This window comes from Spirosoma sp. KCTC 42546 (assembly GCF_006965485.1).
Taxonomy (GTDB): Bacteria; Bacteroidota; Bacteroidia; order Cytophagales; family Spirosomataceae; genus Spirosoma.
The window spans coordinates 3488124-3510800 of sequence record NZ_CP041360.1 but is presented as its reverse complement, the minus strand read 5'-3'; the positions used below and the strand labels follow the sequence as shown (position 1 = coordinate 3510800).

Annotated in this window: 18 protein-coding genes; 11 read left to right on the top strand and 7 right to left on the bottom strand. The window is 46.0% G+C overall.

Going from position 1 to position 22677, the window contains the following annotated elements; all coding sequences use genetic code 11:
• Positions 1-293: 293 nt before the first annotated feature.
• The 5 genes from EXU85_RS14295 (at position 294) to EXU85_RS14275 (ending at position 6796) form a co-directional block, all read left to right on the top strand.
• The gene (locus EXU85_RS14295) at positions 294-1442 is read left to right on the top strand and encodes a sugar transferase (protein ID WP_142772736.1); all 1149 of its coding nucleotides are present in this window, start codon (positions 294-296) and stop codon (positions 1440-1442) included.
• On the top strand, positions 1421-2362 hold the full coding sequence (locus tag EXU85_RS14290; protein ID WP_142772735.1) for a glycosyltransferase family 2 protein: 942 nt from the start codon (positions 1421-1423) through the stop codon (positions 2360-2362). Before EXU85_RS14295 ends, EXU85_RS14290 begins: the two co-directional genes overlap by 22 nt.
• 364 nt (positions 2363-2726) lie before the next feature.
• Entirely contained in the window at positions 2727-4178 is a 1452-nt protein-coding gene (locus EXU85_RS14285; RefSeq protein WP_142772734.1) for an O-antigen ligase, read from the top strand.
• A complete protein-coding gene (locus tag EXU85_RS14280; RefSeq protein WP_142772733.1) occupies positions 4175-5305 on the top strand; it encodes a glycosyltransferase family 1 protein in 1131 nt (376 codons plus the stop codon). Before EXU85_RS14285 ends, EXU85_RS14280 begins: the two co-directional genes overlap by 4 nt.
• A 276-nt stretch (positions 5306-5581) precedes the next feature.
• Positions 5582-6796, top strand: a complete 1215-nt coding sequence (locus tag EXU85_RS14275; protein ID WP_142772732.1) for a glycosyltransferase — start codon at positions 5582-5584, stop codon at positions 6794-6796.
• A gap of 88 nt (positions 6797-6884) precedes the next feature.
• On the opposite strand, the gene EXU85_RS14270 is transcribed toward EXU85_RS14275, so the two are convergent.
• From EXU85_RS14270 to EXU85_RS14245, 6 genes are all read right to left on the bottom strand, one after another.
• Complete coding sequence (locus EXU85_RS14270) at positions 6885-8603, bottom strand: GMC oxidoreductase (protein ID WP_142772731.1); 1719 nt, start codon at positions 8601-8603, stop codon at positions 6885-6887.
• 35 nt (positions 8604-8638) lie between these two features.
• Entirely contained in the window at positions 8639-9178 is a 540-nt protein-coding gene (locus tag EXU85_RS14265) for a gluconate 2-dehydrogenase subunit 3 family protein (protein WP_142772730.1), read from the bottom strand.
• A 52-nt stretch (positions 9179-9230) separates the two neighbouring features.
• Positions 9231-10163 carry a sugar phosphate isomerase/epimerase gene (locus EXU85_RS14260; protein WP_142772729.1) on the bottom strand — a complete coding sequence of 311 codons (933 nt, stop codon included), beginning with the start codon at positions 10161-10163 and terminating at the stop codon, positions 9231-9233.
• A 21-nt stretch (positions 10164-10184) separates the two neighbouring features.
• Positions 10185-10613, bottom strand: a complete 429-nt coding sequence (locus EXU85_RS14255; protein ID WP_142772728.1) for a c-type cytochrome — start codon at positions 10611-10613, stop codon at positions 10185-10187.
• An 89-nt stretch (positions 10614-10702) separates the two neighbouring features.
• Positions 10703-11656, bottom strand: coding sequence for a hypothetical protein (locus EXU85_RS14250; RefSeq protein WP_142772727.1), 954 nt, complete (start codon positions 11654-11656; stop codon positions 10703-10705).
• A gap of 95 nt (positions 11657-11751) precedes the next feature.
• Entirely contained in the window at positions 11752-12495 is a 744-nt protein-coding gene (locus tag EXU85_RS14245; RefSeq protein WP_142772726.1) for a 4'-phosphopantetheinyl transferase superfamily protein, read from the bottom strand.
• Between the two features lie 132 nt (positions 12496-12627).
• On the opposite strand from EXU85_RS14245, the gene EXU85_RS14240 reads away from it, so the two are divergent.
• From EXU85_RS14240 to EXU85_RS14220, 5 genes are all read left to right on the top strand, one after another.
• Positions 12628-13632, top strand: a complete 1005-nt coding sequence (locus tag EXU85_RS14240; protein ID WP_142772725.1) for a gliding motility-associated C-terminal domain-containing protein — start codon at positions 12628-12630, stop codon at positions 13630-13632.
• Between the two features lie 85 nt (positions 13633-13717).
• A complete protein-coding gene (locus EXU85_RS14235; RefSeq protein WP_142772724.1) occupies positions 13718-16060 on the top strand; it encodes a T9SS type A sorting domain-containing protein in 2343 nt (780 codons plus the stop codon).
• A gap of 57 nt (positions 16061-16117) precedes the next feature.
• Entirely contained in the window at positions 16118-17557 is a 1440-nt protein-coding gene (locus EXU85_RS14230; protein WP_142772723.1) for an MOP flippase family protein, read from the top strand.
• A 189-nt stretch (positions 17558-17746) separates the two neighbouring features.
• Complete coding sequence (locus tag EXU85_RS14225) at positions 17747-17986, top strand: hypothetical protein (RefSeq protein ID WP_142772722.1); 240 nt, start codon at positions 17747-17749, stop codon at positions 17984-17986.
• Positions 17965-18354 (top strand): type II toxin-antitoxin system VapC family toxin, encoded by a 390-nt coding sequence (locus tag EXU85_RS14220; protein WP_142772721.1) that lies wholly within the window; start codon positions 17965-17967, stop codon positions 18352-18354. Before EXU85_RS14225 ends, EXU85_RS14220 begins: the two co-directional genes overlap by 22 nt.
• A 56-nt stretch (positions 18355-18410) precedes the next feature.
• On the opposite strand, the gene EXU85_RS14215 is transcribed toward EXU85_RS14220, so the two are convergent.
• Positions 18411-19814 carry a sensor histidine kinase gene (locus EXU85_RS14215; RefSeq protein ID WP_142772720.1) on the bottom strand — a complete coding sequence of 468 codons (1404 nt, stop codon included), beginning with the start codon at positions 19812-19814 and terminating at the stop codon, positions 18411-18413.
• A gap of 214 nt (positions 19815-20028) precedes the next feature.
• Here EXU85_RS14215 and EXU85_RS14210 point away from each other — a divergent pair, with 214 nt between their 5' ends.
• On the top strand, positions 20029-22593 hold the full coding sequence (locus tag EXU85_RS14210; protein ID WP_142772719.1) for a glycosyltransferase: 2565 nt from the start codon (positions 20029-20031) through the stop codon (positions 22591-22593).
• Positions 22594-22677: the final 84 nt, after the last annotated feature.

Genomic DNA, 22677 nt, shown 5'->3' with positions numbered 1-22677 from the left:
CCTATTTACTCAATTAATCATGAAAGCGTATGTCAGCAAATTAAGTCAACTCACAAAAGCACTCCCAAGCTGAATCTGATCAATACACCTCTACATTTCTGGGATTTTTTTGAGAAAAAATAAAAATTAATGCATGTCACCTTAAGAGATTCTTAAGGTATCATCGGTTATTTTCTGTCTGGTAACAACTCGTTCCACAGTGGAGGATACTACCACCGAATCGGCAATCACCGGACGTTCATACAACTCAATTTTAAGTAAAACGAATGCCATTGTTTTGTGTCTTATTAGTCATGGAAGACGATCTGATCGCCAACCGGCTTGCAACCATTGTTGGGGCAACCTGTTCAATAGTGCGATTTAGAGAGGGGAAAGATGCAGAAAAATGGTTAACCGATAGCCAGAAAGTAGACCTAATCATCTCCGATAAAAATAGCGGACAAGCTATGGTAACAATCGTCCGGAATAAGGATGATTACCGCTTGGTTCCTTTTCTGGTTACCTGTCGCTTTGGAGAGACCCACTTACTAAAGACAACGCTGGTGGCAGGCGTTACAGATATTTTGGTCATCAATGAAGAGAACTACAAGCTTCAGTCAAAAATAGACTATTACCTTGGTTTAAATAGCCAGGTTCGAGCCTTCCGTGAAACTGGTACTTCTCCCACCGTTGTTCATCATTTCCGCCTGCCCTGGTGGAAACGCTTCATCGATATCAGCGTTTCGCTGACGATCCTGATTCTGTTATCTCCCGTCATGCTGCTGGTCTCACTGATTATTTTCCTGGATTCCAGAGGTCCAATCATTTACAGATCAAAGCGAGCCGGAGCAAATTTTCATGTCTTCGATATGTACAAATTTCGAACCATGAGTGTTAAAGCTGACCAGTTGCTTAATGAATTAGCCTCTCAAAATATTTATACCCAGACTAAAGTCGAGGGAGTACATCTCAACGGGGCAGAAAAGCTATGTAGCACCTGTAAAGAGCAGGGCCTGTCTTGCCAACGGTTACTGATTGACCATAATCGGTCGATCTGCGAAAAAATATATCTGGAGGAATCAGAAAGTTCAGCAAAGTTCATGAAGTTCCGTAATGACCCTCGCGTTACCCGATTTGGTGCCTTCCTGCGGAACAGTAGCATTGACGAGCTCCCCCAATTAGTCAATATTCTGCTGGGCGATATGTCTTTAGTTGGCAATCGTCCATTACCGCTTTATGAAGCAGAAAAGCTGACCTCCGATGAATTTGCGAAACGATTTGCGGGCCCAGCTGGCTTAACGGGCCTGTGGCAGGTAAAAAAGCGCGCAAAGGGTCAGGGGCCAATGTCTGACCGGGAGCGAACCTTACTCGATATTGAATACACAAATAACTTCTCCTTTAAAACAGACCTTCAGATAATCTGGAGGACTTTTTTCAGTTTATGGCAGAAAGAGAACGTATAGGCGATGGCGGGCAGCGCATCGGCGAGTCGGCTCTCGTGTCGATCATTACGATCAACTACAACCAGGCTGAACTAACCCGCCAATTTCTGGAATCGGTAAAGGAGCTAACCTACCCTAACTATGAACTTATTGTAGTCGATAATGCCTCTGTCCAGCTTTTAAGCGATTATCTTGATCCGGCTGAGTATGCGCACCTCCGATTAATTCGAAGTGAAGTCAATCTAGGTTTTACGGGTGGAAACAATCTAGGCATACAGGAAGCAAAAGGTGATTTTTTCTTCATTGTCAATAATGATACTGAGCTAGCACCAACTGTACTAGAGGAACTACTAACGCCATTCCGTGAAAATAAACAGGTTGGCGTTACCTGCCCTAAAATCAAGTTCTTTGATGCACCTCAGTTGGTGCAGTATGCGGGGTATAACCCGATAAATCTGTACACAGGTACGGCAACAGCTATTGGTTTTAATCAGAAAGATGACGGCCGCTTTGACCAGCCCCACCCAACTTACTTTGCTCATGGGTGTGCTATGCTGGTAAGCCGACAGGTTGTGGAGCAGGTGGGCCGCTTTGCCGAACGTTTCTTTCTGTATTACGAAGAACTCGACTGGTCGCAGCGTATCCGAAATGCTGGGTTTGTTATTTATTACCAACCAACCGCATCTATTCTGCATAAAGAATCGGCTTCGGTTGGCCAGAATAGCACACTTAGAACCTACTACCTAACCCGCAATCGGATCCTGTTTATGCGACGGCACTGCTCGTCATTTCAGCGGTTGGTCTTCTACTTATTCTTTGGCGTTTTCGTGTTTCCCAAGCACATGTTTACCTACGCGATAACCGGGAAGTTAAAACACGCAAAAGCCTTTATCCAGGGTGCACTCTGGAATGTAACATCCACAAGTGTATCAGCGGTATAAGCTCTAACCACAGCACAGGCAATGACACACAATCACAGTAAGGCTTTCGTTCAGGCAATTAAGTCACTCATGTTAAGCAGTACGCCTATAGCCCTATATGCGTTGGGACGTATCTATTTGCTTTCCCCCTCGCTGATTTTTCTATCAACGGTAATCTGGTCCACGCAGTTAGGAAGCACAGAAAGTGTATTGGTGACTCCTCTTTTCCACTTGAGTCTAATAAGTATACTTCCTGTTTTTTTTCTCAATGCCCTGATCGGGTTCTATGCAAATCGACAGGTTTCAGAGAAAAACGCTCTGCAACCTGTGTGAGCCAGTAAATAAGCTAGTTAAACCTCAGGCATAGTAGCTAAATGACGAGTTAATGAAGACCACGCTTGACCATACGATTTTTACCACGGACCCATGGCGCGAAAACCGTTGGGTTTTACCGTTGCTGGGTCTACTGTTTGCTCTGCTTGCAGGCTGGCTGATTGGTTCGTGGGGCGTTTTGGGTGCTCTGATGACGGTGGGTGTACCTGTTGGTTTGATTTTGGTAGTGGCTATATTGCTTGAACCGCGAATCGGGCTGCTGGCGTATGTAAATTTTAGTTTTCTAATCGGCTTTACTCGGTTTCTTACTGTCGAGCTTGCCGTTGGTACGGCCCTTGATGGAATACTCGTATTAACCTTATTGAGTACGTTCCTGAATGGAAAACGAATGGATTGGACGCGGCTCCGGCGGCCCGCGTTCTGGATCTTGATCGTTTGGCTGTCGTTTACCATTCTGGAGTACTTTAATCCGGAACATCCGCACCCCTCCTCCTGGTTTTACCACGCCCGTTCCTTTTCATTAAGCTGGTTCCTGATCGCTATTATCGTTTCGGTGAATCCGATTACAAAAAGAGACATTAAATGGCTTTGCATCCTATGGCTTGTGTGGTCGTTTCTGGCGGCTTTATGGGGATTCAAACAGCAGTACATCGGCCTGGAACCCGCCGAACTCCGTTGGCTGGCCGCAGGTGCTGAGAAACAACACATTCTATGGGGTCAACTCCGCAGTTTCTCCTTCTACTCCGATGCGGGTCAGTTTGGTTCTGAAATGGCGGGGGTAACTCTTATTTGTCTTATCTTCTTCTTTGAGACAAACTCCTGGTTGAACCGTATTATTTATGTAGTTCTGGCCCTTATTGTTTTCTGGGGGTTTGCCGTTTCTGGAACCCGGGGAGCCTTATTTGTCATAATCGGTGGTTTCCCTACGTATTTCGTTCTGAAGCGAAATCCACTACACATTCTAAGAGGGCTTATGGTAGCCGTACCCGTGCTTTCTATTCTGCTCTTTACACATATTGGCGACTCTGTTTATCAAATCTGGCGTATTCGCTCGGCCCTGCACCCTACTGAAGATGCCTCGTTTTTAGTGCGCCTGGAAAACCAGCAAAAGCTTCGGAACTTTCTGAAAGACAAGCCATTCGGCGCGGGCATCGGTACCTCATCCGGTGCCGGGCAACGCTTCTCACCTAACCACTTTGCGTCCCAGATACCTACCGATAGCTGGTATGTTCAAATCTGGATTGAAACGGGTGTTGTTGGCCTGACGGTTTACTTACTCATGCTTTTTGGTTTCATTCTCATTGGCACCTTAAAAGTCTGGCAGCTCAAAGACCCGTGGGTGGCCATGATCATGATTGCCCTCCTGGCCGAATTCGTTGGCATTTGCGTCGTCAGCTACACCAATCCAATCCTGGGTCAGTTTCCAACCAGTACCATTTTGTTTATCAATTCATTTCTATTTACCACCTGCGAACGGTGGGACACACCAAAGCAACTAGCATGAGAATCGGCATCGAAGCACAACGTCTCCTACGACCCCATAAACACGGCATGGACATCGTAGCGCTCGAAACGATTCGAGCGTTAGCCACTTGTTCACAACACGAGTTTGTTGTTTTTGTAAAGCCTGATGCCGATAGGGATGGGTTACCAAGTGCGCCAAACATGGAAATTGTAGAACTGCCTGGTGGCCCCTATCCGGTATGGGAACAATATGCATTGCCCAGGGCAGTGAAACAATATGGGATTGACTTACTGCATTGCACGGCCAATACAGCTCCGCTACACTGTTCAGTACCACTGGTGCTAACCCTTCATGATATTATTTTCCTGGAAAACCAACCGCTGCGGGCTGGTAGCTGGTATCAACGGTTTGGAAATCAGTACCGACGCTGGAATGTGCCACGAATTGTAGCGGAGTGTGAGCGTATTATAACCGTTTCTCATTTTGAACGACAACGTATCGTAGACCACCTTCACCTGTCTCCAGAACGGGTAGTTGCCATTTGGAATGCGGTGAGCAATCAGTTTCATGTCATTGATGATGTAGAACAGATTGACATTGTCCGATTAAAGTATAAACTGCCCAAAGAATTTATTTTCTTCCTAGGCAATACAGACCCTAAAAAGAATGTCAAGGGCGTATTAAAAGCGTTGTTGGGGCTCAAACAACAGGGTAAGCTTTCGCTTCCAGTCGTGATCTCGAATTTACCTGCTGCCAGCCTGACTGATTTGCTTAGCGAGATTGGCGGAGAATCGCTGGCCAACGACATTATTTTGTGTGGCTATATACCGAATTATATCCTGCCACTGGTCTATAATGCCGCTACAATTTTCTTATGCCCCTCATTGCGGGAAAGTTTTGGCCTGCCAATCCTGGAAGCTATGGCCTGTGGCACACCGGTATTAACATCCTCAACATCGTCGATGCCCGAAGTAGCAGGTGATGCCGCTTTATTAGTTGACCCGAATTCGGTAGAAGAGATGATAAGAGGCATTGATCGGCTGATCAAACAGCCAACTCTCCGCGCTGAATTACGCGCCAAGGGCTTGAAACGAGCCGCCTTATTTTCATGGGAGGCCACTGCGAATAAGCTACTCACTGTGTATGCCAATTCTCTAAATAAATAACAAATTCCTCTTACTCAATAGTATAACTTATGCATGCAATATTCGAAGGGATCAGAATACACCTTTGAGTATACAAGTACCTCCTTTGGCAACGTTAAAAAGATTCCCAAATTAAGTATAATTGCTTATCTGTATTAAGCTCGTAAAGACGTATTTTTATCATACAGAATCTTGCTCACGTGTGTGTTGGCATAGCGTAATCCAAACTTGTCTACTCCTGTTGATTTTGTTAAATGCTCTCGTCCATCTGAAGAAAGGTCGTTATTTCTTGCGTACATGCAACAGTTTGATAGTATAGTTTGCCTCGGCCAGACAACCTGGGAGGGTGATTTTCAGAAAGCTGTGGTGCAATTGATGACCGAATTATCGGTTCGGCACCGGGTTTTGTACGTCGATTATCAATATACCCTCAAAGACTGGGCAATGGGTGTAGCTGGTCGTCAGGATATGCCCGTCCGGCAAACCGTTCGCTTAAAGAATCCGCTCCTCAAAAAAACCTTTGCCAATGGCAGTGAGGTCTATGTATGGACCCCTCCGTTAATGTTGCCTGTCAACTGGATGTCTCCCAAAGCACACGACTTACTGGTTCAGCAAAATGTAAACCGATTGATAAAAGGGCTTCGACGTGTGATGAGTCAGTTGAACATGACCCGCCCACTGGTCATTAATGGACTGAATCCGGTGTTTGGGCTTCCTATGCTACACCAGCTTAACGAGTGCGCCACTATTTATTACTGTTTCGACGAAATAACCATTATTAACTGGATGAGTCGGCACGGGAGCCGCTACGAGCCAGACTATCTCCAGGAAGTCGATGCTGTCGTTACTACATCCGAAACCCTTCGCCGATCCAAGTCGCTTCTGCAACCGAATGCCTATTGTGTAAAAAACGGGGTCAATTTTGAGTTATTTAATCAGGCTTACCAATTAGCCCAACAGGAACCTGTACCTGAAAAACCGATTGTAGGCTATCTGGGGACTGCTGATAATCGGATCAACCTTGAGTTGGTCGGCTATTGTGTGCGTACGATGCCAGATGTCACCTTTCAATTTGTTGGCGAAGTTCACGAGCCCAGTTTTATGAAGCTATTAGCCGTTTATCCAAACGTTGTTTTCACTCCTCCTCATCAGCCAGCCGAGCTTCCTCCATTGCTGGCGAAGATGAAGGCTACTATGATTCCGTTTGTTTGTAATGAGCATACGTATACCATTTACCCACTAAAAATCAATGAGTATCTAGCGGCTGGTTTACCTGTTGTTTCCACTCCGTTTTCACTACTCGATGATTTCGCTGGTGTAGTTGAACTAGCTGCTAGTCCGGAAGATTTCGCACAGGCGCTACGAAAGGCCCTGGCTGATGATGCGCCCGAACGCGTACAAGCACGAATTGCCATGGCAAAAAACAACTCATGGGCACGGCGGGCAGAAGAGTTTGAAGCCGTTATTCAAAAGGTACCGGCAGCCTGGGCAACTGAGTCTGTGTCTGGTTAATCCCGGGTAGCCTGTTTTAACACTAAACGGTAGTAACACAGCGAGGTCCACCATGTCGGTGGACCTCGCTGTGTGTATGACTCCATATCTACAAAAGTCCCTTCCTCATTTCTTTCACGGCATGATCAGCCGCGCGGGCTGTAATCGCCATGAATGTTAGGGATGGATTTTGAGTAGATGTAGACGTCATACAGGCGCCATCCGTAACAAACACGTTTTTGCATGTATGAAGTTGGTTCCACTTGTTTAGCATCGACGTTTTCGGGTCTTTCCCCATCCGAACACCACCCATTTCGTGGATATCCAGCCCCGGCGCTTTATCGGGTTTGTCGTGGGTTTCAATATTTTTGAAGCCAGCCACTGTCAGCATTTCAGACATTTGCTCGTGAAAATCCCGAATCATCTTCTCATCATTGTCATCATAAGCCACTGAAATTTTCAATTGAGGGATTCCCCAGGCATCCGTCAGGCTTGAGTCGAGCGTCACATAGTTGCTTTCCTTTGGAATCGTTTCACCCATCATATGTGAACTCACACGCCAGTTACCGTATTTGGGCTGCATCAGGCTTGACTTCAGGTTTTCGCCCATTGCCGATGTATCCACGCTAGTCATGCGACTAGAACCAAACCCGGCTGCGTACCCACGCAGGAAGTCTGTTTCCTGTTTATACACATTGCGAAAACGGGGAATATAGCTGCTGTTGGGTCGAATCCCTTCGGTAGTGGTGTCCTGAAAACCTTCGTGTTCAGCCGAAATGGTGGTACGGAAGTTATGGAAAGCTACATATTTACCCAGAAGGCCATTGTCGTTGCCTAAACCGGTTGGAAATCGGTTTGATTTTGAGTTCAACAATACCAGGTTTGAGTTCAGACAGGCCGCATTTACAAAAATGATCCGGGCGTAATACTCTTTCATTTCTTTGGTATGCGCATCAATCACCCGAACCCCAGTAGCCTTGTTTTTCCTATCGTCAAAGATTATCGAATGCACGACTGAGTCAGGACGAAGGGTCATCTTCCCCGTTTTGGCCGCCCAGGGTAAGGTTGATGAGTTACTGCTAAAATAACCGCCATAAGGGCACCCCCGTTGGCAAAGCGATCGGTTTTGGCATTGAGCTCTACCTTGCTGATAGTGAATAGGCTGAGGTTTTGTCAGGTGTGCACAGCGACCAATGATAATGGGGCGAGTACCGTTATAATGTCTCGCCATTTCATCGGTAAAATGTTTCTCAACACAGGATTGCTCGTGTGGAGGCAAAAACTCGCCATCGGGTAATGTAGCGATCCCGTCTTTATTCCCGGAAATCCCCGCAAACTTCTCAACATAGCTGTACCAGGGTGCCAGATCAGCGTAGCGAATTGGCCAGTCTACAGCAAAGCCATCGCGGGCAGGGCCTTCAAAATCAAAATCCGACCATCGCTGCGTACCTCGTGCCCACATCAGCGACTTCCCTCCTACCTGATAGCCTCGAATCCAGTCGAAGGGTTTTTCCTGCACATAGGGGTGTTCATTATCTTTAATGAAGAAATGCGTGGCATCCTCCCGAAATGCATAGCAGCGGCTGGCAATCGGGTTTGCCTCTCTCATTTCTTTGGTTAACTGACCCAGGTGCTGAAACTCCCAGGGCTGCATCATTGTGGTTGGATAATCGGTAATGTGCTTTACATCGCGGCCACGCTCCAGAACCAGCGTACGTAATCCTTTGCCGGTTAGCTCCTTAGCTGCCCAGCCACCGCTAATACCTGAACCAATGACAATGGCATCGAAGGTGCGGTCTTTAACTGAATCAATATTCAAAAACGACATGGAATAACGAGGAAAAAGGTAAGCGGAAAATTATACTATCGGCTACCATCGGCAGCTAGCTTAGGCACAGGTACACAGCCATGATAAAAACCAGGTGCCATCGTAAACTTCTCGACATTGACCAGGTAATATTCCGAATTCATATAGCCCTGAATCGTCAGTTTTTTAATCATATCGACAAACGGCTTACCTGTTGGGTCTGTCGATATAGCCATTTTAGACAGCACATCCATGCGTTGTGGAGCGTCGCAGTCTGTAAATACCTTCGTATACGTTTGTTGAGCCAATGAATCTGCCTGGGTAAGCCCCTGTGTTAAAAGTAATTGAGCAGGTTCACCCAGACAATCCCTGATCATGCGCATGGCAAACTGATGAACTTTTAGCGATTTAGCACCTGGGGTAGTAGTTTCAGGAATAATTGTCCCTACAATTTCACCTAAAAGTGCTTCCTCATCGAGAGACAAGCTAGAAAAATGGCCAATCGAGTCGGGGGTCCAGCCCGAAGCCCAGGCCGGAAGGCTAGCTAAGCCCCCTAGTGCCATAGCTAAGTTTTTAACTGCAGAACGTCGTTGCATACTATTACGTATTGTAAGATTTAAATTCGAATGGGTTTGCTCAATTAGTTCATCAAGAAGTGAGTTGACCTACCCGCTCTAGTAATAACTTTGTGGCACGAATGCCCTCATCTTCGCTAAGGCGATTGCCCGAATATTCGATGCCGGCATACCCGTTGAAAGCCGAAGTCCTGCCTTTTTTAACAATCTGAAGCAAGCGCCTGTAATCAATGGTCGTTTCATTTCCCTCCGCATTAAAGTCCCGCGCCTTGGCGCTAACGCCTTTGGCAAAGGGCATCATCTCTTCTACGCCTATATAACGATCATATACCTCCGTTTCTGTTAGCTTGAAATTGTCGAAATCAGGCAACGTACCCGCGTATGGGTTATTCACCTGACGCATCACACGGCTCAGCCATTTTCCATCTGATGAATAACCTCCGTGGTTTTCAACCAGTACGCCAATTTTGTTTTTAGCCCCATATTCCGCTAAACGGCCCAATCCATCTACACTAGCGTTGGCTACTTCTTCGGCGGTGCCTTTTCCTCGAAGGTTAACCCGTATGGAGTGACATCCTAAAAAGTTGGCGGCATCAATCCACTGGTAGTGGCTTTCGACGCCCTGTTTTCGTTTGGCATCATCCAGGTCAGCCAGCGGTCCAGCCGTATCGACCATGATCAATACGTTTCTTACCCCTAAGTCGTCGGAGCGTTTCTTTAGCTCGCTCAGGTAGTTATGATCGTTGGCTTTGTCCTTGAAAAACTGATCTACGTATTCCACCGCACTAATCCCAAAATCATTTTTGGCTTTCGCCGAAAAATCCATATTGGTCAGCTTACCAGCCTGCAATGTTCGGTGTAGCGACCATTCCGCCAGAGAAATGTTGAAGAACATTTTTTTAGCTGGAGATGAGCTAGCTCCCTCTACCGGAAAGCCGTTTAAGATACCGAGTCCGGCAGTCGTCAGGCCCAGATTTTTAAGGAAGTCACGTCGTGATGTATTCATGATAAATCGACTGGTCAGTAGCTATTTCGGCTGGGATTTATCGTCAGACAGGCTCAGTATGTAATTAACAATCTTAGTAGCATCGGAGAATGAGAGAGTAGGATGAGCACTCATGCTTGATTCACCCCACACGCCATTGCCACCTGTAATTACTTTCCTGGCGAGTCGTTCCGATGCGCTCTTATCTCCTTTGTATTTCCCGGCTATTTCCTTGTAGGCGGGCCCTACCGCTTTCGTTTGCAGGTTATGGCAAGCTCTGCAATCACTGGATGCGATTAGCTGCTTCGCCACGGAAATTTGGTTCGCGGTTGTGTCGGTAGCGTGATGATTTGTAACCAGCTCTTCTTTAACTAAACCCGCTGAACCACTATGAGCTTCTTGTACAGCTACGAATGCCCTTGAACCGGCCAATACAATACCAACGAATAAATTGAACGTGAGTTGTCGCATTAGAAAACCTACGGAATAAAAGGTATCAAGTAGTCAAATCAACAAACTTCAAACCTAGTAAGGTACGTATTTCCCAAGGCGAAGTGGGTTCAATAATACTCATCCAGATAGCTAAATACAGCCTCCGTATTTTTTGCGTGTAGGATTTGGGCTCCAGAAAGGGCAGGAAAAATAGTGGCGTATTCGTTGAAATGATGCTCCATTCCTCCACCTGGATGTGACAGAATAATGTTTATGCCGCCGAAATAACTGGCCAAAGCTGCCGTACCACCATGCATCGAAATAAAACGGTCGGTATTGGCATACACCAGTAGTTGAAGATGATTGAAATTATTGACCTTATCCCGATACTGTTTGTGCAGGTCGTGCATCAGAATTACCTCAGGGTGTTGTTTTCGAATCCATTCATGTTCATTCAGATCCATAATCTCGCTGTTATCCAGCACAATCTGCGTCGACAGCGGTCGGTTGTAGATGATCTGATACGTTTGTTTATAGGTAGAAATAATTCGATCTAATTCGGGTACACCAAGAAAATTAATGGGTGGCTTATCCCACTCAATATTGTATTTATTGGCAATGACGAGTATCGGTTTATCATACACGAACAGGTCATTTTTATAGTGACGTTTAAAGGGCACCTGTGCAAACTTAGTGTAGCTAAAGGTGGGGCTATGGGTCATATTCGGTACCTCGTAATACCCATATCCTGCCTGCCACACTCGTTTTTCGTATTGCTCACTATGGTTTTCGCTGAAGAAATAGAACTCTTTTGTATTCGTGCAGGAAATAGTTTTTTTTAGCGTGCCGTTCAGGTGATGCCAGTAGGCAAACGGCAAGACATAGCGTAATTCCTGATCGAATTCGCCGTGATAATCAACTACTTTATACGGTTTTTTGGTAAAAAAATCAGGGAATACAAATTGTAGTTGGTTAAGCCTGGAATAGTAGTTATCCCGGACAAAGTATCGCAGATCTCGTCTGATGCCAGGGTATCTCAGCGTTGCCACCACATACAGGAACTTCAGCATGAATTGCTGCATAGCGACTTAAGTAAATTGGTTAGTTGTTATTGAGTTACTGGTTATCCAGAGACTCTACCTATAACTCAATACCCTATAACTAGTTACGACGTATACTAATTAAATAAGCTACTGTCGAGGGTATAAAATGTGGGGTAGTTGGCCATGGGTCTATAGGCAACAGCTGCTGGGTAGGCTTCGGAAACGGCAAAGCTAGCCACCGTCCAGTCTCCAGCGGCTCCAATCAACTTACTGTCGATTGGATGAATACCATTCAGGGAGGGCATTCGCGGGAAATCATCATCCAGGCCTTTGGCCGTCGCTTTAACCAGAGCCTCTTTCCGTGTCCACAGCTCATAAAATGCGAAACGAGGATCTACACTTGCGTTTACATATTGCTGCTCTTCCTGGCTAAAACTTGCCGACAGCATATCCTGAAACGTCATACCAAGATTGATTTTTTCAATGTCGACCCCAACACTTGCCTTCCCAATAGCCACCAGAATCCAGTTACCCGAGTGCGATACGTTTATGTGCAAACTGGTATTACCTTTAATTTCAGGCTTTTTATTGATACCCGTTGTGAAGTGAATTGAAGCAGGTTCCTGCTTGAGATAACGCCCAACCAGCATTCGCAGAATGAGTCGGGTGTAGCTATATCGAATTCGATCCTCCTGCCGATGATAGCGCTGCGCACGGCTCATTTCATGCGGTTGAAGTTCAGGCAATTGATCATCAAACAGTAAATCATCCGATAACTGAAAGCGAAAAACAGCCACTTTATCGTCAAAAGAGCAGGCTGACCAGGGGTGCCACAAAAAGCCCGTTAAAACTGTATTCGTTATAAATGCATTCGACATAACCTATCCTTTCTGCGGCAAGATAAATAAAGCAATCACTATGTTACCACTACAATCCACATCGCGACAACTAGACAATCCTATTAAACATATGGTGACCCAAAAAAGATATTTCAGTCCTAAGCAGTAAGTATGGCTTCTGCAATCCGTAAATTTATCAGAAATAGTTTTCTGATAGCTAACAGGTTACGTGTAGCAATCTGTCTGGTTGCCTGTTTTTTCTGTACCTGTTTTCAACCCACTATTGCCCAAGTCTGTGCTGACCCATCTGGTGAACTTGTGTTCAATCAAACGTTCGGTACTGCGGGCAGTACAAGTTCGATTGCAGGGTTAACGCCTTACGAATATGAGCCCATCAATTGCCCTGGCGATGGCCAGTATACAATCACGAATGCGCTCGATGGCAGTTGCTTTAATTCGACCTGGTATGCTGTTGCTACAGATCATACGCCAAACGATACGCAGGGCAATATGCTGGTTATTAACGGTGGAAGCAAAGCAGGCATGTTTTATCAGCAACCTGTTTCCGGCTTATGTAAAGGAACTAGTTATGAAGTTTCGGTATGGGTACTGAATCTGCTTAAAACCGGAACATGCCTGAACGCACTGATTCCTAATTTGTCGATCAGTATAGAAACGAACGATGGATTGGCAATTCAATCAACACTGATTGGCCCAATTCTGCAAACAGATTCTCCCACCTGGCGTCGTTGCTCACTTGTATTTACAGCACCCACAACGGTTGACGAAGTTGTCATAAAATTAATCAATAATCAGGGCGACTTAGGGTGTGGGAACGATATGATTATTGATGATTTGCAGGTGAAGCAATGCAGCGAGTGCGTAGGGCAGCCTGAACCAGTTTTTGTGCCCACTGTATTCACGCCTAACAACGACGGGGTCAATGACACACTAGCCGTTTTTCTGCACGCAGCTACCTCAAATTCGTTCTCCCTGAAGATTTACAACCGCTGGGGAAGCTTGATTTTTACCAGTTCAGACCCTGCTCAAAAGTGGGACGGAACTTATTCTGGCGCACCTTGTGCAACCGGAACGTATACGTGGGTTATTGCCTTTCGGTCAGGCACAACCAGGAGCGATATAATTCAGACCGGCAGTATTTTACTGATGCGTTAAGTTGTCCAACGTCCGATCTACGGCTCCGTACCCAATTGACACATCATCCGAATACCAGGTAGTAACTTACCAGGTAATCTAACCCATGAAAAAGAACTTACTTACGTTAGTCAGAACCTTCCTGGTTATCCTACTATTTGTCCGAACCCAGGAAAGTAGTAGAGCGCATTCGGCCGTATTAGGTCCGCAGCCTAATGCCTCCACCAAGATACCCATTGACCCCAAACGCTGGTATCAGGTCAACAACACCTCTGCCGGTCTGGATGCCCTATTCGATGGCATTACAACCGAAAGTGTCAATACTGGCTATGGCAAAATCCTAACCAACTTCGACGCCTATTATCCTCTTTTGGCCGGAGAGACACTAAGTATAGAAAGTATTCGGCTTTACGACGGCGCGGGCATTAACGCTGACAAACCGATGACGCTGTCGATTATTACCGATCAATGGGAGCGCATCCCGATTGCGCGGTTTATTGGCGAAAAATACCAGGCCTGGGTTGGGCCGAATCCTGACCAACCGGATGTGTTTGATCTGAAAACACCCATCACCAACGCCCGATATCTGGTACTAAATACGTCTGGTGACTACCCCACCGAACTTGAATTGTATGGAAGCTACCAAACTGGACAGGAACCCGCCCTTTCTCCCCTGCAGGCCACTCCCTTCCGGCGTAAATTAGGCATCAATGGTTTTGAATGGTATGTTGAAAATCCCGACGCCCCATCCGCCTTACGACCTGTTGATGATGTGCGCGTTAAAGCACTGACAAGCTTTTCGTCCATGCGCCACTATATGGACTGGGATAAGCTGGAGGCCGATCAGGGCAGTTACACCTACAACCCCACGTTTAGTGGTAGTTGGGATTACGATGCCATGTATGAACGGTTGCAGGCCGAAGGAATAGAGGTGCTGGCCTGCCTGCAAACACTTCCCAAGTGGATGGAAAACACCTATCCCGAGGGTGGACGCGATTACAGCAACATACCCGCGAAATACGGTGCTGATCTGTCCTCTCCCAGCTCGTACCTCGACCATGCCCGCGTTGCGTTCCAGTACATAGCCCGCTATGGCTACAATAAGCGGGTCGATCCAAGCCTTTTATCTGTCAGTCAGGTAAACACCTGGGCGGGGGTCAATTCGGTTAAAATTGGCCTTGGGCTGATTCGTTACATCGAATGCAACAATGAACCCGATAAGACCTGGAAAGGGCGAAACGGGTACCAGTCGGCACGGGAATATGCCGCCAATCTTTCTGCTTTTTACGATGGGCACAAAAATACGCTTGGCCCCGGTGTGGGCGTCAAAAACGCTGACCCATCTGTAACCGTCGCCATTGGGGGTATGTCGGCAGCCACCACCGATTACGTACGGGCCATGATTGACTGGTGTAAAGAATTCAGAGGATACCGACCCGACGGGTCGGTAGACCTCTGCTGGGATGTTATAAATCAGCATTTATACGCTAATGATGCCCAATCGTCGCAGAACGGCGGGGGCAGCCGGGGAGCAGCTCCTGAACTGGGCGGCATTGGTGAACAGGCCGCTACGTTTGTAAAACTGGCTCGTCAATATGCCAATGGGATGCCCGTCTGGATTACCGAAACGGGCTATGATATAAACCAGGGCAGCCCGTTTCATGCCATTCCCATTGGCAACAAATCAGCGTTACAAACCCAGGCCGACTGGATTCTTCGGACAGCCTTATTGTTTAGCCGGGTCGGTATTGATCGGGTATTTTTCTTTCAGGCCTACGATGATAATATTCTGAATGACCTTCAATTCAGTTCGATGGGTTTACTCAATGAGAATAAGACGCGAAAACCCGCGGCCGATTATTTATATCAGGCCATGAACCTGCTGGGTGATTACCGATTCAAAGAATCGTCTAAACCTACTGGTGGTCCTGATGATCTGATCGTTGATCGTTACGAAATGGACGGGCGTTCGTCTTATGTAGTAGTAATACCCGATGAGCGAGACCGAACAGGTACCTACAATTTACCCGTAAATAAGGGCGATACTATGCAAATTTGCATCCCAACGGCGGGCAGTGATCAAATGACACGAACCATTCAGGTAAGCCAAACAGGTACAATTACGATTAATGTAAGTGAAACCCCCGTCTTTGTTGTACCCCTATCGACTACGAACAAAGAGGCTACCCCTGATTTGAGTACGTTGCAGGTTTACCCGAACCCATCAACAGATTACGTAGAGCTAGTTGTAGAAAATAGTAGCCTGAGCTCGCTGGATGTCAGCATTTACAACAGCGCAGGTCAACGACAGAAGCAACTGAGTATACCAAAGTCGAGCCGTATCCTGCGTACTCAGGTCGATGTAAGCACATTACCACAAGGCATGTACCTACTGGAAGTGCATCAGGGACAGACACGGGTCGTAAAAAAAATCATCAGAGCTCGGTAATCATAGTGCTTATGAATCCATAAGCCAGCAACCTAGCTAATTCAGTAGCGTATCTACATGAGTAATACACAAAAGGCAATGAACGGGGGAAAGTGGATAACGATCTCCACTGTTATTTCAACCCTGTTTCAATTTACACAGGTTGCCATACTCGCCCGAGTTCTGGCGCCTGCTGATTTTGGTATTGTTAGTATCAGCAATTTGATAATCGCCTTTTTCCAGGTTTTTGCGAATCTTGGTTTTTCCAACTCGATCATTTACAAGCAGGAAAGCGACCGAAACGTTTTATCGACCCTGTACTATTTAAATCTGCTGATCGGATTGGTGATCTTTATCGCCATTCATGCCACGGCTCCCTTAATTATCTCCTTCTATCACGAACCCAAACTGGCGCAGGTACTTAATTTATCCTCCTATTATTTCGTGATCGCTTATTTCGGTCAGATTTACATGTTTCTACTGGAAAAGGAGCTCCGGTTCAAGTCGGTGGCAATCATCGATATAACCGGAACGGTCCTCGGATCGGCAGTTACAATCACGCTTGCGTATAACGGTTTCCATGAGCTGTCGCTGATTATTGGGTCTTTGGTGATGCAGACGGTAAAGTCCATTTTACAGATTACGTTTGGTCTCCGGTTCTTCATTCCAAGGTTATTTTTCAATCTGAGCAATATCAAAGAACACCTCCGTTTCGGCATTTTCAACATGGGCGACGGCTTTTTAGGCTTCGTTCAGGCCAACTCCGATAATATTTTTCTTGGCGGCATGATGGGCGTAAAAATGCTGGGTTATTACACTATTGCCTATCAGTTGTGTGTATTTCCGATCATGAAGCTCAACCCGATCATTTTACAGGTTGCTTACCCAATTCTGGCTAAAATGAAAGAAAATACAGCCGATCTAAAAAAATCATATCTGAAGATTCTGGACTTCATCAGCTATTGCAACATGCCCCTATTAGCTGGCCTATTTATTACGGCAGATGCCGTTGTTCCTCTGATCTATGGCCCTGGTTGGGGTCAAACTATTGAATTGATCCGAATTTTTGTTTTTGTTGGACTTTTCATCTGCCTGAGCCATCCGCTATATACGGTTGCCTTTACAAAGGGGAAACCCAATCTGTTGTTCTACCTAAACTTGGGTACCCTTATCGTAAAGATACCGTTGGTCTATGTGTTCGGGACGTATTGGGGGGTTATGGGTATAGCATCCGCTTTTTTACTGACTACCTTTCTAAATATGGTCGTCAATTTTGCCATGGTTCATTATCTGATCGGCGATTTTGTGGGTGACTTCTTTAAAAACATTGCCAAGCCGATTACCTTTTGCCTGATCATGGTTGGGATTATCATCGTGTACAAATCGCTTGTTGGCAATACAGGCCTTGCCAACTCTATAGCGGAGATCGCGCTGGGTGGTGCTACTTACGCCGTTTTAACACTAGCTTATAAGCTCTCATTCGCGCAGCTAAAAGCTTACCGACAAGGGCTTTTGTAAATATCTCTCCTTGAGCTACCCTCTTTTTAGAGGTGATTAATCTAACAGTTCTACCACATACATGGGGTAATTATCTGCAACGCTAATCCTGCTGCATGAGATAGGTGTGCCAGATTGGTTTTAAAGGGGTGGATTGTCTATTTTTACAAGTATGTTAACAGGCATTCCAACCATTTAACGCTTCTGATCATGAACGTACAGTATCTTTCCGATGCACAGGGTAGGCATACTGCCATCGTGATTCCCATTGAGGAATGGAATACCATCACAGCAAAACATGAGGACTTAAAATCGCTGGAAAAACCAAAGCAGGACTCATTACAGCCAAAGCCCTCGGATTTCAGAGGGTCCATTTCTAAAAAAACGGCCGATGAACTCCTCCAACACACCGAACAAGCAAGAACTGAATGGGAAAGCATTATATCTTAGATGCAAATACCGTCATTGACTATGTAGGGGACAGACTCCCAGAATCGGCGGCTTTGGCAATGGACAACTTCATCAATGATGATCTCATAACATCTATCGTTGTTAAAATTGAAGTCCTGGGCTTTGATGGCGACCCTGGGGAAATGAAAAAACTAAACGACTTTTTGGCGTTAGCAACTATTTTTTATGTAGACGATGCCATTGCCGATAAAACCATTGATCTACGCAAAACATACAAAAAGCTAAAACTCGGCGATGCTCTGATTGCCGCAACAGCCCTTGTTCATGGGTTTACCCTCTTAACCCGAAACACCAAAGATTTCCAGTCTATTGCTGGCTTGGCTTGTGTAAACCCACATGACTTATAGCCAACGTTTTAATGTGTGTCAAAACCTTATATTAAACTCGTTAACAGGGAGCTACATTAGAGCAGGAGCGGCAACTGAATCACTACTTTGGTACCAGTTGGCTGATTCTCATCGTCTACTTTATCAAGGATAACTACCTGACTTGATTGGCCAATCTGCTGGCTGATCAGCTCTAACCGCTCCTGGGTTACTTTTAATCCCACACTTTTGTGCAGTGATATGGTTTGGTTTTTAAGTTCGCCAGCCTTACGCCGTCCAACTCCATCATCTTCTATACTACATTCCAATCCTTCTCCCTTAGGCAAAATGGAAACGGTTATGCTACCAGTGCCTTTCTTGTGGGCAATGCCATGCAGAATCGAGTTTTCGACATAAGGCTGGATTATCATGGGCGGAATCGATACGGCTTCTTTTGACAGTGATAGGTCAGCTTCAATAGAAAAGTCGAACTTATTATCGAAGCGAAGCTGCTCCAGTTCTAAATAAAGTTGCAGTTGTTCGAGTTCACTGGCTAATGTCACCCACTCCTGACGAGAGTTCTCCAAAATGAGCCGCATCAACCGGGAGAACTTCACCAAAAATTTATCCGCATTGTCGCTATCGCTTTGGAGCACAAACAACCGTATGGCGTTCAGGGAGTTGTAAAGAAAATGCGGATTCATCTGCGACCGCAACGCTTTCAGTTGAACAACCGACATTTGCTGTCGTAACTTCTCTGCAACCAACTCAGCTTCAACTTGTTCACGTTGGTGCTGCTCACGCTCACGTGCGAGTTCCTGCTCGACAATTGCACTTTGAATAGCGCCCCGTCGCTGACGATACCCCAGTAATAAGGTAAAGCAGATTAACTCGCCAATGATCCCAAACTCCAGATAGGTAAGTGGAGAGAATAAAAATGAGTTTGGGTTTATTTTATAGACCTCACCCGTTGTCATGAGCATAGAGGCAATGGCACCTACCAACAGTAGTCCGGAGCCTAAGGCCAGATAGCGTGGTACAACGCCCGTCAACCGGTTAATTTGTGGAATGGCATAAGTCGCCAGCCCAATAATTAGCAGGCGAATAAGGGTATGAGCCAGGTTATAAGTCGGTTCGTACCAATGGCCAAAACACACAATCCCAATTAGCACAACATACCCTAGAATAATGAATCTGGCCCAGCGAAACAGCTTTAGCAAGCGAGGGATTGTACGGCGAAGTTCTACCAGCGCATCAATAAAATCGAAGTAGACAACATACGCCAGCATAGGTGCGGTGCCACGAACAAAATTTTGTGTGTTGATCGATACATACCCATCTATACCATTCACCCGCAGACTAAAGTAGACCAGCCAGGCAAGCATATATAGGGCATAAAGACCATAAATACGCTCACGGTAAATACTCCACTGCACCAGGTTTAGCAGTAATATAGAACCGACCATACCCGTAAACAGCAGGTTCCAAGTGGCGAAATGCATGTAGTGAGAACAAACTGGTGAAGGAACCCATCCAAATAATGCCCAATATAAGTTTCCTTTCCAAGGTTTTAGTAGAAGAATTATTCATATAAGTACCTTTTAAAAGATTTACGAGTCATTTATTTTGACCACTTCAGCTTTTCGAAGTCAAAAAAAATGACCCGTACACTTAAGTATGCTGATGAGGCTACTGTACAGCACATACTCACCCATAATGAACTGGCAACTTTTTACGCAACCTTCGCCCAACGAAGCCTATAACTTCTCGTTTAAAAAGAGCGATAAACGACCGATACGCATACTCATTTCGGTTGGCTTATTATTTATAGTAGCTTTTTTATGGGTCTACCTGAAACCGGAGAATCGGGGCTATTCCTGGCTGTTTGCCATGCTAACCGTATCGGTTACCTTCAAACTGCTACGCTTACTTCACGAATGGTATCACTACTGGAATGTGGTTCCCGCGACTCCTCCGGCAGTCACACGCATCTGGAGCGTTGATATATTCACAACCTTCTGCCCAGGTGAACCTTACGAAATGGTGTTGAATTCGTTACGGGCAATTCAGGCTATTCCTTATCCGCATACGACTTATCTATGCGACGAGGCCGATGACCCGTATCTGCGTCAGGTTTGTGAGCAAATGGGTATCCGACACGTAACGCGCACGGATAAAAAAGACGCTAAAGCAGGCAACATCAATAATGCGCTGCAACTGGCTACCGGCGACATATGTGTGATCCTGGACCCCGACCATGTGGCGGTACCTGATTTTCTGGATCATGTTCTCCCCTATTTTGAAGATCCTACTGTTGGGTTTGTGCAATGTGTACAGGCCTATTATAATTATCGGGAAAGCTTAGTTGCGTTTGGCGCTGCCGAGCAAACCTATACGTTTTACGGGCCGATGATGACCTGCATGGGAACGTACGGAACGGCTCAGGCTATTGGGGCCAACTGTACGTTTCGACGGGCCGCCCTCGATTCGATTGGGGGGCATGCTGCCGGGCTCTCCGAAGACATGCATACGGCCATGCAACTCCACGCAAAAGGCTGGAGGTCGGCCTATGTGCCGCTCCCGCTTTCTTACGGTTTGGTGCCGGCAACGTTGTCGGCGTATTACAAACAACAACTCAAATGGGCACGGGGAACGTTTGAACTCCTGGTGACTACCTACCCCAGCGTTTTTGGTCAATTGTCGTGGCGCCAACGCCTGCATTACCTCACCATGCCGCTATATTATTTACTGGGTATTGTTCAACTAATTGACATCCTCATCCCAATAATCTCGCTGGTAACCATGAGGCTTCCGCTTAAGTTAGACCTGCTCGTCTTCGGTACTGCCTATGCTCCTCTGTTGATAACTGCTTTTTTGATTCGGCAATATGCGCAACGCTGGCTTATCGAAAAACATGAAGCAGGTTTTCATACGCTCGGAGGGGTGCTTAGCAGTGGTACCTGGTGGGTTTATTTCTTAGGGTTTATTTATACCATTTTCCGGGTAGAGGTTCCCTATCTGCCTACGCCCAAGCGCGATAAGCCCCAAAATAACTTCATTCTTTGTCTGCCCAATCTGTTACTACTGCTGATAACGGTAGTTGCCATAGGCTATAGTACCTATCATTATGGGCGGTTTGCTGTCAGCAATATTTACTCAGAGTTAATGATCACGTTTGCCATATTGAATGCGTATATACTGAGCCTGAATGTGCTTATCGGGCAGGAAAAAGTATTAGGCAGTATAAAAAACTGGATTGCAAAGATGTCTTTCCAAAAGCCAATTGTCTGGCCACTTCGAATTGCGGTTTGGCAGATTCGCTACGGTCTGTACAGTTGGATACGGCTTTCTGCTATTCCATTGTTTGGTGGCTTATTGATCATAACAACTGGCCTGGTAGCCTATACCAGCCGCAAAAAGACGACCACACTCCCACGTGAAGTCCGTTACGCAACTACGCAACCTTTCTACTATGGGCTTGAAAAAGCCAGCCAGCCAGCCATGTTGGCAGCAAAACAGGAGAAGCCTATTACTTTACCTAATCAGATTATTTCGCCACAGCATTTGACCTGGACATTTTCGTCTAAAGGAGGTAGTGCTATAATGGCCCCAAACTGGCCAGTATCTCAGAATCAATTGCCACTTATTTACCTGGAACCTTCGTTTGCCGAAACCCGAACCTCTTCTCATCGATCAGAGGCTGAGTTGCAATTGTTTTTACGAAACATTACGAAAGGCGAGTACAACGGTGGTTTACGGAAGCTGGCCAGCGAGTTAAAACGGTATCAGGAACCCGTTCTAGTTTCATTCGCCCCTGAATTCGATGATACAACCAACAGCTGGGGCACACGACAGGAAAGTACGCTGGTTCGCTACAAACAAGCCTGGCAATACATCGTGCGATTTATAAAACAGGAAAAAGTTGATAATGTGATCTGGGTCTGGTGCCCTATCCAGCCGTCAACGGTTGTCTCACATTATCCGGGTACTGATTCTGTGGACTGGCTGGGTCTTGAAATCATGAATAACCCTGCTACCGATGTCGATCATCAAAGCCACTCGTTTGCATCCTTATATCAACTGATTCACAATACAATTCGATTGCATCTCGACTACAGTATCCGCCAAAAACCAATTCTAGTCACACACTTTGGTGCAATAACACTAGACAGCAATGAACAGGTGTGGGTGCGGGATGCGGTGGATATCATTAGCGAACGCTATCCCGAAATTAGAGGAGTGGTACTCACTCCTGAACAGGCAAAAGCGATTCAGGAGTGAATGGATAATGTACAATGCATAATGGGTAATGAATAATGTTATCATCACTGAGTAACATTATTCATTACCCATTATGCATTGTAC

Excerpts from the sequence above, each read along its gene's own strand:
- EXU85_RS14245 (WP_142772726.1), bottom strand. The coding sequence starts at position 12,495 with ATGTCGAATGCATTTATAACGAATACAGTTTTAACGGGCTTTTTGTGG.
- EXU85_RS14230 (WP_142772723.1), top strand. The coding sequence starts at position 16,118 with ATGAGTAATACACAAAAGGCAATGAACGGGGGAAAGTGGATAACGATC.
- EXU85_RS14270 (WP_142772731.1), bottom strand. The coding sequence starts at position 8,603 with ATGTCGTTTTTGAATATTGATTCAGTTAAAGACCGCACCTTCGATGCC.
- EXU85_RS14235 (WP_142772724.1), top strand. The coding sequence starts at position 13,718 with ATGAAAAAGAACTTACTTACGTTAGTCAGAACCTTCCTGGTTATCCTA.
- EXU85_RS14225 (WP_142772722.1), top strand. The coding sequence starts at position 17,747 with ATGAACGTACAGTATCTTTCCGATGCACAGGGTAGGCATACTGCCATC.
- EXU85_RS14295 (WP_142772736.1), top strand. The coding sequence starts at position 294 with ATGGAAGACGATCTGATCGCCAACCGGCTTGCAACCATTGTTGGGGCA.
- EXU85_RS14265 (WP_142772730.1), bottom strand. The coding sequence starts at position 9,178 with ATGCAACGACGTTCTGCAGTTAAAAACTTAGCTATGGCACTAGGGGGC.
- EXU85_RS14250 (WP_142772727.1), bottom strand. The coding sequence starts at position 11,656 with ATGCAGCAATTCATGCTGAAGTTCCTGTATGTGGTGGCAACGCTGAGA.
- EXU85_RS14285 (WP_142772734.1), top strand. The coding sequence starts at position 2,727 with ATGAAGACCACGCTTGACCATACGATTTTTACCACGGACCCATGGCGC.
- EXU85_RS14240 (WP_142772725.1), top strand. The coding sequence starts at position 12,628 with ATGGCTTCTGCAATCCGTAAATTTATCAGAAATAGTTTTCTGATAGCT.
- EXU85_RS14290 (WP_142772735.1), top strand. The coding sequence starts at position 1,421 with ATGGCAGAAAGAGAACGTATAGGCGATGGCGGGCAGCGCATCGGCGAG.
- EXU85_RS14210 (WP_142772719.1), top strand. The coding sequence starts at position 20,029 with ATGAACTGGCAACTTTTTACGCAACCTTCGCCCAACGAAGCCTATAAC.
- EXU85_RS14220 (WP_142772721.1), top strand. The coding sequence starts at position 17,965 with ATGGGAAAGCATTATATCTTAGATGCAAATACCGTCATTGACTATGTA.
- EXU85_RS14260 (WP_142772729.1), bottom strand. The coding sequence starts at position 10,163 with ATGAATACATCACGACGTGACTTCCTTAAAAATCTGGGCCTGACGACT.
- EXU85_RS14255 (WP_142772728.1), bottom strand. The coding sequence starts at position 10,613 with ATGCGACAACTCACGTTCAATTTATTCGTTGGTATTGTATTGGCCGGT.
- EXU85_RS14215 (WP_142772720.1), bottom strand. The coding sequence starts at position 19,814 with ATGCATTTCGCCACTTGGAACCTGCTGTTTACGGGTATGGTCGGTTCT.
- EXU85_RS14280 (WP_142772733.1), top strand. The coding sequence starts at position 4,175 with ATGAGAATCGGCATCGAAGCACAACGTCTCCTACGACCCCATAAACAC.
- EXU85_RS14275 (WP_142772732.1), top strand. The coding sequence starts at position 5,582 with ATGCAACAGTTTGATAGTATAGTTTGCCTCGGCCAGACAACCTGGGAG.